Source organism: Vannielia litorea (genome assembly GCF_018424695.1).
GTDB lineage: Bacteria > Pseudomonadota > Alphaproteobacteria > Rhodobacterales > Rhodobacteraceae > Vannielia > Vannielia litorea_A.
Genome location: NZ_QTNQ01000117.1, coordinates 1 through 9,245, shown reverse-complemented (window position 1 = coordinate 9,245; position 9,245 = coordinate 1). Strand labels below are relative to the sequence as shown.

Genomic DNA, 9,245 nt, shown 5'->3' with positions numbered 1-9,245 from the left:
GTGTGGTGGTGGGCGGCTCCTTGCCCTTGCGCAGGTGCAGGAAGAGCCGGGCCAGCGGTGCGCGCACCATGTTGTCGAGCGCGCCGGTGAAGAGGATCACCAGCGCCTGGATCACCACGATCAGCTCACGGGGGATCGACGTCCAGAGCGCCAGCTCCGCCCCGCCCTGGTAGAGAAAGCCGAAGAGCACGGCGGCGAGGAACACGCCGAAGGGGTGGTTGCGCCCCATCAGCGCCACCGCGATGCCGATGAAGCCTGCGCCCTCGACCGCGTTCAGCACCAGCCGCTCCTGCTCGCCCATCGCGGTGTTGACGGCCATGAGGCCTGCCAGCCCGCCCGAGATGAGCATGGCGATGATAGTAATGCGCAGCGGCGAGATGCCAGCGTATTTCGCCGCCGTCTCGGACTGTCCGAAGGACCGGATCTGGAAGCCAAGACGGGTGCGCCAGAGCAGGAACCACACCGCGAAGCAGGCGAGGATGGCGAGCAGGAAGGTGACATTCACCGAATCGTCCCGTGCCGCCGGAAAGCCCATGGAGCTCAGCATGGTGTTCAGCGTCGGCAGGTCATAGGCGGCGTCGAACTTCGCCGTGGCCGGGTCGGACTGGCCGACGGGCTTGAGCGTGTTGGACAGCAGGTAGTTCAGCAGCCCGGCGGCCATGAAGTTGAACATGATCGTTGTGATCACGATGTGGCTGCCCCGCGCGGCCTGAAGATAGGCCGGGATCAGCGCCCAGAGTGCGCCGAAGGCGGCGGCCCCCAGTGCGGCGGCGACGAGCGCGATCGACCAGTGCGGAAAGGGGATGTAGAGCAGCACCAGCGCCACCCCCAGCCCGCCGATCATCGCCTGCCCTTCGCCACCGATGTTGAAGAGGCGGGCATGGAAGGCGACCGAGACGCAGAGCCCGGTGAAGATGAAGTTGGTGGCGTAATAGAGCGTATAGCCCCAGCCCCGGATCGAGCCGACGGAGCCGTCGATCATGATCCCGACCGCCGTGATCGGGTTTTCCCCGATGGCGAGGATCACGAGGGCCGAGAGCACGGCGGCAAGGATGAGAGAGATAAGCGGGACGAGGATGACCTCGGCCCATTTGGGCATCACGTCCATCTTATGCGGCCTCCCCCTGCATGCCGGCCATCAGCAGGCCCAGTTCTTTCTCGTTGGTCTCGGTGGGCAGGCGTTCGCCCATGATCTGTCCGTCGAACATGACGGCGATCCGGTCGGAGAGCGACATGATTTCGTCCAGTTCGACCGAGACCAAAAGGATGGCCTTTCCTTCGTCGCGCAGCCTGACGATCTGCTGGTGGATGAATTCGATGGCGCCGATGTCCACGCCCCGGGTGGGCTGGCCGATGAGCAGCAGGTCGGGGTTGCGCTCGATCTCGCGGGCGAGGACGATCTTTTGCTGGTTGCCGCCGGAGAAGTTCTTTGCGGCGAGCAGCGGGTTGGGCGGGCGCACGTCGAAGCGGGCCATCTTGCCCTCGGTGTCTTCGCGGATGGCGGCGTTGTCCATCGTGAGCGCGTTCTTCTGGTATTTCGGGTCGTTGTGGTAGCCGAAGGCGATGTTTTCCCAGGCCTGAAATTCAAGGATGAGGCCCTCGCGATGGCGGTCCTCCGGGACGTGGGCGATGCCCCGGCGGCGGCGTGACTGGGCGTCGGATTTGGAGCCGGTGAGGTCGATCTCCTGGCCGTTCATCCGGATGGTGCCGGTGGCCTTGCAGTAACCGCCGAGCACTTCGAGCAGTTCGGATTGGCCATTGCCCGCTACCCCGGCGATGCCGAGGATCTCGCCCGCGCGGATATCGAAGGAGATGCCGCGCAGCTTTTGAACGCCTTTGGAATCAGTCACTTGCAGGTCGCGAACTTCCAGCACCGTTTCGCCGGGTTTGGCGGGGGTCTTATCGACGCGCAGCAGCACCTTGCGGCCCACCATCAGCTCGGCCAGCTCCTCGGGTGAGGTCTGGGCGGTTTGCACCGTGGCTGTCATCTCGCCCCGGCGCATCACGCTCACCGTATCGGTGATTTCCATGATCTCGCGCAGCTTATGGGTGATGAGGATGATGGTTTTGCCCTCTTCCTTCAGCCGCCCGAGGATGCGGAAGAGCTGGTCGGCCTCGGCGGGCGTCAGCACGCCGGTGGGCTCGTCGAGGATGAGGATGTCGGCCTGGCGGTAGAGCGCTTTGAGGATCTCGACGCGCTGCTGCATGCCGACGCCGATATCCTGGATCACGGCATCCGGGTCGATCTTGAGGCCGTATTCCTCGGCCAGCGCCGTTAGCTCCTTGCGGGCCTTGGAGAGCGAAGGGCCGAGCATCGGGCCGTCTTCGGCGCCGAGCACGACGTTTTCGAGCACGGTGAAGTTTTGCACCAGTTTGAAGTGCTGGAAGACCATCCCGATGCCAGCGGCGATTGCGGCCTGGCTGTCGGGGATCTGGGTGAGCTTGCCGCCGATGAAGACCTCGCCCGCGTCGGCCTTGTAGAAGCCGTAGAGGATGGACATGAGGGTGGACTTGCCCGCCCCGTTCTCGCCGATGATGCCGTGAATCGCCCCGCGCTTCACCGAAAGCGAGATGTCCTTGTTGGCCTGCACCGGCCCGAAGGCCTTGGAGATGCCCTTGAGTTCGATGGCGGGCGCTTGTTCTGCGGCCATGATGTCCCCCGGTCTTCTGGTTGGAAAAGGGCCGCGGCCAGTCTCCCGGCGCGGCCCTCCCTCGTATCGTGTCAGCGCGTCACGCGGCTTACATCGCCGGGCAGCTGCTGTCGGTCTCGTAGTTGTGGACCTCGATCTCGCCGTCGATGATCTTCTGCTTGGCCTCATCGACCGCCGCAGTCATCTCGTCGGTGACGAGGTCGGCGTTGTTCTCGTCCATGGCATAGTCCACGCCGCCTTCGGCGAGGCCGAGCGCGACGATGCCGGGCTCGATGCCGTCGGCGCCTGCGGAGAAGCTGTCATACACGGCCACGTCGACGCGCTTGAGCATCGAGGTGAGCACGGAGCCCGGGTGCAGGTGGTTCTGGTTGGAGTCAACGCCGATGGAGTAGATGCCCTCATCCGCAGCAGTCTGCAGAACGCCCACGCCGGTGCCGCCGGCGGCGGCATAGACGACGTCGGACCCCTGCGAGATCTGCGCCTTGGTCAGCTCGGAGCCTTTCACCGGGTCGTTCCAGGCGGAGGGGGTGGTGCCGGTCATGTTCTGGATGATGGTGGCGTCGGCGTTGGCGGCCTTCACGCCCTGCGCGTAGCCGCAGGCGAACTTGCGGATGAGCGGAATGTCCATGCCGCCGACGAAGCTCACGGTGCCGCTCTCGGAGGCCATGCCGGCCATCATGCCGACGAGGAAGCTGCCCTCGTGCTCCTTGAACACCACGGAACGCACGTTGGGCGCATCCACCACGCCGTCGATGATGACGAACTTGGTGTCGGGGTAGTCGGGGGCGACTTCACCCAGGACGGTGGCGAAGGCGAAGCCGGTCATCACGATGGGGTTGGCGCCATCTTCTGCGAGGCGACGGAGGGCCTGCTCGCGCTGGGCCTCGGACTGCATCTCGATTTCGGAGAAGCTCTCGCCGGTTTCCTCGGCCCATTTCTTGGCCCCGTTGAAGGCGCTTTCGTTGAAGGATTTGTCGAACTTGCCGCCGAGGTCGAAGATGATGGCCGGATTTGCCAGCGCTGCGCCTGCCGAGAGGGCGAGGGCGGCGGCGGAGGCCAGAAGGCTGCGCGCGAAGGTCATGGGTAGGTCTCCCGTTGGTTTGTGTCCCGCACCCTCGCCGCAGATGCGGGCGGGGTGGTAGGTTATGGATTACCCATGAATAAGGCCGCAGCGGCAGGGGGTGGTCAACCGCTTTTTCTGCACCGCAACGTCACTTGGCGATGTTCCGTCGGGTCGCCGGGGCCCATGCAGCGGGGGGAGGCGCGGTGGGCAGATTGCCCAGCCTACAGGGGCCGGGTGAACACGAGGGCGTCGGTGCGGTGCCCGTCGGGCGCGCGGTAATAGGCGCGGCGGCGGCCGATCTCGCGGTAGCCCGCAGCCTCGTAGAGCGCCAGGGCGGGCGCGTTGGTTGCGGAGACTTCCAGCAGGGTGGTGGTGGCACCGCGTTGGGCGGCCTCGGTGTGAAAGGCATCGAGCCGGGTGCGGCCAAGGCCCCGTCGTCGAGACTCGGGGGCGACGGCAAGCGTGAGCAGCTCGGCCTCGGCCCCGGCCGACTGACCGAGTGCGAAGCCGGTTTCATCGCCGATCAGAAACACGCTCTCCTGCGCCAGCAGGCTCTCGAACTCCTCGGCACGCCAGGGGCGCGGAGTTTCGAAACAGGCGGCGTGAAGGGCAGCGAGGGCCTCGGGTGTCATTCGACGATCTCGGGCGGCGCGTCGCGCGCCGGTGCGGCATCGGGTGCGCGGACGTAGAACGGGGCGGGGCGGGGAATGTCGCCCTTGGTGTCAAACAGAAGCCATGCGGCCCGCTCGGCGAGGCGGCGCGGGATGTCTTCAAGGCTGGCCGGGTGGGCCGGGGCGTTGAAGGGCGCGGCGATGTCTTCGGCGCGAAAGCCGCGCACTTCGAGATTGATCTTGGCCAGATCCTGCGGCGGATGGGCCGGGTCGATCAGCCGGGGTGCCTCGGCGGGGTTGCCGTAGCGCAGCAGGTGCACATAGGCCATGCCGCGTGGGGCCTCCAGCGACACGAGCTCGGCCGGGCGCGCGGCGGGTCCGGGTTCATCGCGCATCAGTTCGAAGGTTGTGACGCCGACGGCGGGGATTTTCAGCGCCAGCGCAAGCCCGCGCGCGGCGGCGACGGAGATGCGGATGCCGGTGAAGTTGCCGGGGCCGATGCCGACGGCCAGCGCGGTGAGGTCGGGCCATGCAAGGCCCGCCTCGGCCAGCAGGGCTTCGAGGATCGGCATCAGGTTTTCGGCCTGTCCGCGCTTCATCGGCTCGTGGCGCTGGGCCACCACGGCGCCGTTGTGCATGACGGCGGCGGCGATATGGGGGCCGGAGGTGTCGAAGGCCAGCAGCGTCGGGTCGGCCACGCCCATCAGAGCACCTCGTGCCCGCTGGCCTGCTCGCGCGGCAGGTCATCGGCGATGTGCAGCCAGGGCAGGGCCTCGCCCGCGTAGCAGTGCAGCGTCGGCGTGAGGCTGGCCGCCTGATCGAGCGTGCCCATGGCCAGCCAGGTCTGGCCGGGGAGGTAGGAGAAGCGGGCCGCGAGGGGCGAGCCGCAGGCGGGGCAGGCCCAGCGGGTCACGCCCTCGGTCACGGAGATCGGCGCGGGTGCGGGCATGAGGGCAACGGTTGCATCCGCGACACCGACCCAGGCCGTCACCGGCGCGCCCGTCCAGCGGCGGCAGTCGGTGCAATGGCAGTAGGCCACGCTGGCCGGGCCGCTTGCGCTGAGCCGGGTGGCGCCGCAGTAGCAGCGCCCGGTGATCTCGTTCTGGGGCAAGCCGGCGAAGGTTACGCCGCGACCGGGCGCACTTCCGTCACCTCGGGGATGTAGTGGCGCAGCAATTGCTCGATGCCCATCTTCAGCGTGTAGGTCGAGGAGGGGCAACCGGCGCAGGCACCCTGCATGTGCAGGTAGACGACGCCGCGCTCGAACCCGTGGAAGACGATGTCGCCGCCGTCCTGCGCAACGGCGGGGCGCACGCGGGTGTCGAGCAACTGTTTGATCTGATCGACGATCTCGCCGTCTTCGCCTTCGTGGATCGCGTGGGCGGCCTCGGGGGCGGCGTCGGAGGCCAGCACCGGCTCGCCGGATTGCACGTGCTCCATGATCGCGCCGAGGATGGCGGGCTTGATGTGATCCCACTCGACGGTCTCGGCCTTGGTCACGGTCACAAAATCGTGGCCGAGGAAGACGCCGGTGGTGCCGTCGACGGCAAAGATACGCTGTGCCAGCGGCGAGCCGGAGGCGGCGTCGGCAGTGGGGAAGTCGGCGGTGCCCGTGCCCAGAACTTCCTGCCCGGGCAGGAACTTCAGCGTGGCGGGGTTGGGCGTGGATTCGGTCTGGATAAACATGCGCACGGTCCTTTCGGGGTTGGGCCATATATGCGCTCCGAAGGGGGGCAGGTCAAGTTTTGGAACGATTCTAAAACGCGCCCCTCAAGCGAAGGCGGAGCCGTGAGTTGTTGGGTCGCTAGTCATCCAGGCAGGTCAACAAGACAACCGCCCCGGCAATGCTGCGGGGCAGGACGAAGCCAACCTCGTCCCGTTCGGTCTCGGCGAAGGCAAAAACGATGGTCGAGGCAGAGAGGAAGCGCGCCAGCGCTTCGGCCGTGGTTGCTCTGCGAAGGCCGCCCGGGTCGCGCTCCCTATCCATGATGCCGGCCAGAGCTCCGGTCGAATCCAGCAGGGGCCAGCCCGCGACGTCATCGGGAATATGTTGGGCGGCAAAGGCGATGTGTCCCGCTGCCGGGGGCGGCGTGGTTTCGAGGTCGGGGGCGGCCAGCAGCAGGCCGCCCTGGTTGACGGCCAGAACAGCGACAACCGTTTCCAGCAAGGGGTCTGCAGCTTTGGCGTCCGGCGCATGCCCGACGGCCCGCAATCGATCTCCAAGCCTCGTGCTGCGACTCAGCAAGACGGTTGCGGGGTTGCGGGTCTGACTGCGCAGCACGGCGAGCCGAAGCTGGTCGTCCCGGGCCAGCACCACAAGGGGCTCGCCGCCGCTCAGGGCCGGGCGTTCGCAGTCATCCAGCACGGCGGTGGCGGTCATAATGTCGAGCGGGTTGATGTAGACGCCGGTGATCGCGACACCGCCCGGCTCGGATGCGGTGGAACCGCGCGGCCTCACGTTCAATGTACCTGGCGGCAGCACCGAACGCGCCTGGCGCGGTTGGGAGGCCTCCTGTTCCGGCTCCGGGCGCGCGGAGTCCGGGCCGATGTCCGGCAGAAACGGCGCGACGAGAGAGTGCAGCGGCCCGCCCGCCGGAGGGCGGATGGTAACGGCGGCGTTTGAACGGACGCTTGCTGCGATTAGGCGCAGGCGGTTGTAGTGCTCGGGCGTCGCCCGGATCTCCAGTGTGCGGAACCGCGAGCCGACCCTGTCGGACCGGGCGTAGACGCGTTCGCGGCTGGCAAGCTCGGCCGTCGTGATCCGCAAGCCGCCTTGCCGCACGACATAGGACGGGTTTCGCGAGGAATGCGCGCTGCGCCAGTCGGCGTGCGTCTGACCGACCTCTCGTTCGTTCTGGAAACGAACATCGATCTGAAGCCCGCCGTCGACCGAGACTTGCGAATAGGTTTCGTCGAGATGTGCGAGCGGATCACGGACCAGCGCCATCGGTGCGTAGTGGCTCGGGCCGCCATTCGTCTTGGCGACCGGTCGCCAGCCGCTTACCCGCCATTCCCGGGTAAAGCCGACCATGAGCACCCGGATGGCCTGCAGTTCGGATGTGGCAGGTTGGCGCTGCCGAAACGCGCGGAAGGCGCGCTCGCTCCGCGCGCCCCACTGACCGTCTATCGCCCCGTCATAATCGCCCGTCAGCGTCAACGCCGCCTGAATCGCCTGGATATCGTTCCTGCCGAGATCGGCGACGAGAGGTGCGGCTCGCGAGGCCGGTGCGCAGAACAGGAGGAGCACGAGAGCGACGATACGAAGCATCCCTGCCACTTACGTCACCGCTTCGAGCCGCTCCTTCGACATCTCGCCGGGCACGATGGTGATCGGGATGTCGAGGGAGCCGGCGTTTCTGGTCAGTTGGGTGACCAGGGGGCCGGGGCCCTTCTTGCCGGTGCCGGCGCCAAGCACCAGCACGCCCACTTCCGGGTCGTCGCGGCACTGGGCGAGGATCTCGTCGACCGGCTCGCCCTCGCGCACCACCAGCTCGGGGTCCACCCCCTGGCGGTCGCGCATCCATTTCGCAAACACCTCGTAATGGGCCTCGATCCGCTCGCGCGCCTCGGCGCGCATCACGTCGCCCACGCCGATCCAGTGGTTGAACTCGTCGGGCGGGATGATCGAGAGGATCTCGACGCCGCCGCCCGTTTTCGCGGCGCGCATGGCGGCGAAGCGCATGGCGTTGAGGCATTCGCGGCTGTCGTCGAGTACGACGAGAAACTTGCGCATCAGGGTGGCCCTCCTTGTAGGCGGATCATGGCCGAGGGGCGGTGCTCTGGCAATGGGGCGTCATCTGCGGGCCGGCGGAACCGGGCGGCCCTGGCGGATGGCGAAGACCGCGAGGATCACGGCGAGGATGATGAGGCGGCTGACGTGGGCGGCGGCGACGAAGCCCGGATCGGCCCCCGCAGCGGCGCCGACGATGATCATGGTTTCCAGCCCGCCGGGGGCGAAGGCCACCAGCACGTCGAGCATGGGCAGGCCTGCGGCGCGGGCGGCCACGACAGCGAAGGCCGCCGCAAGCCCGGCAGAAGCGCCCAAGGCGAGGGTGGCGGCGCCGAGATCGCGCAGGATTTCGGGCGGCGTGATGCCCCGAAAGCGGGACCCGATGAGGCTGCCCATGATCACAAGCACGAGCTGCGAGACCCAGCCGGGCAGCCCGCCATCGACCAACCCGGAGAGGTGGCTGGCCGCCCCCGTGACCATGGCGCCGATCAGCAGGGGTGCGGGCAGGCGGGCCTTGGCGAGCGCCCAGCCGAGCGCGGCGGCGGCGGCGATTTGCGGCGCGATCATCAGCCAGCTTGCGTGCTCGGGCGCGGCGGGCAGCCCGGGGCCGATGGGCACCCCCGCGAGCCGGGCAGCCAGTGGCACGGAGAGGGTGAGGATCAGCACGCGGAAAGAGGCCATGAGCACCGGGCGCACCAAGGGAAGGCCAAGCGCTTCGGTGAGCGCGACGACCATGGAGAGGTGCCCGGGTGAGGCTGCGAGAAAGCCCTCGGGCCGGGAAAAGCCGAAGCCCCGGCAGAGCAGGCTGCGGATCAGCAGTGGGGTAATGAGGGTGAGCAGAGCGAGCAGTCCGAAGGCCACGGGCCAGGCGGCCATGGCCTCAAGGCTCGCGGGTGTCACAAGGCCGCCGATGGACAGCCCGATCAGCAGAAAGCAAGCATCGCGCAGGCGGTTGTGCACCGCCACCTCCACGCGGGCGAGGCTGGCGGCGGTGACAGCGATGGCGGGCCCGGCAAGGAAGGCGAGCGGCATGCCCATGGCCCAGGCCAGCACCGCGCCCAATGCCCCGATGGCCAGGGTTTGCGCGGTTAGGCGCAGGGAGGCGAGGAGCGTTGTCACGGGAGGGTTGCTGGCGGCATTTGGGGGGTCCTTCCGGCGCGAATATGTCGCACCGGGGCAGGGGGTTCAAC

The 9,245-nt window shown here is 67.7% G+C and carries 10 protein-coding genes; all 10 read right to left on the bottom strand.

Annotated features, from left to right (window positions below):
• Window positions 1-1,108 (bottom strand): ABC transporter permease (locus DYI42_RS22050; RefSeq protein WP_213549035.1); only part of this gene is annotated, 1,108 nt, incomplete at its 3' end.
• Window position 1,109: 1 nt separating this feature from the next.
• Entirely contained in the window at window positions 1,110-2,651 is a 1,542-nt protein-coding gene (locus DYI42_RS22045) for an ABC transporter ATP-binding protein (protein WP_213549032.1), read from the bottom strand.
• Between the two features lie 88 nt (window positions 2,652-2,739).
• Window positions 2,740-3,732 carry a BMP family lipoprotein gene (locus tag DYI42_RS22040; RefSeq protein WP_213549030.1) on the bottom strand — a complete coding sequence of 331 codons (993 nt, stop codon included), beginning with the start codon at window positions 3,730-3,732 and terminating at the stop codon, window positions 2,740-2,742.
• 203 nt (window positions 3,733-3,935) lie between these two features.
• On the bottom strand, window positions 3,936-4,346 hold the full coding sequence (locus tag DYI42_RS22035) for a GNAT family N-acetyltransferase (RefSeq protein ID WP_213549028.1): 411 nt from the start codon (window positions 4,344-4,346) through the stop codon (window positions 3,936-3,938).
• Window positions 4,343-5,029 carry a tRNA (adenosine(37)-N6)-threonylcarbamoyltransferase complex dimerization subunit type 1 TsaB gene (tsaB, locus tag DYI42_RS22030; RefSeq protein ID WP_213549026.1) on the bottom strand — a complete coding sequence of 229 codons (687 nt, stop codon included), beginning with the start codon at window positions 5,027-5,029 and terminating at the stop codon, window positions 4,343-4,345. The genes DYI42_RS22035 and tsaB overlap by 4 nt, the downstream gene beginning before the upstream one ends.
• The gene (locus tag DYI42_RS22025; RefSeq protein WP_244868083.1) at window positions 5,029-5,436 is read right to left on the bottom strand and encodes a GFA family protein; all 408 of its coding nucleotides are present in this window, start codon (window positions 5,434-5,436) and stop codon (window positions 5,029-5,031) included. The genes tsaB and DYI42_RS22025 overlap by 1 nt, the downstream gene beginning before the upstream one ends.
• A gap of 11 nt (window positions 5,437-5,447) precedes the next feature.
• Window positions 5,448-6,011: a NifU family protein gene (locus tag DYI42_RS22020; protein WP_213549024.1), complete on the bottom strand. Its 564-nt coding sequence runs from the start codon at window positions 6,009-6,011 to the stop codon at window positions 5,448-5,450.
• 118 nt (window positions 6,012-6,129) lie between these two features.
• The gene (locus DYI42_RS22015) at window positions 6,130-7,593 is read right to left on the bottom strand and encodes a peptidoglycan-binding domain-containing protein (RefSeq protein WP_213549022.1); all 1,464 of its coding nucleotides are present in this window, start codon (window positions 7,591-7,593) and stop codon (window positions 6,130-6,132) included.
• A gap of 9 nt (window positions 7,594-7,602) precedes the next feature.
• Window positions 7,603-8,058, bottom strand: a complete 456-nt coding sequence (locus tag DYI42_RS22010; RefSeq protein WP_213549020.1) for a universal stress protein — start codon at window positions 8,056-8,058, stop codon at window positions 7,603-7,605.
• Window positions 8,059-8,118: 60 nt separating this feature from the next.
• Window positions 8,119-9,174, bottom strand: coding sequence for an AbrB family transcriptional regulator (locus tag DYI42_RS22005; RefSeq protein ID WP_213549018.1), 1,056 nt, complete (start codon window positions 9,172-9,174; stop codon window positions 8,119-8,121).
• Between the last annotated feature and the right edge of the window lie 71 nt (window positions 9,175-9,245).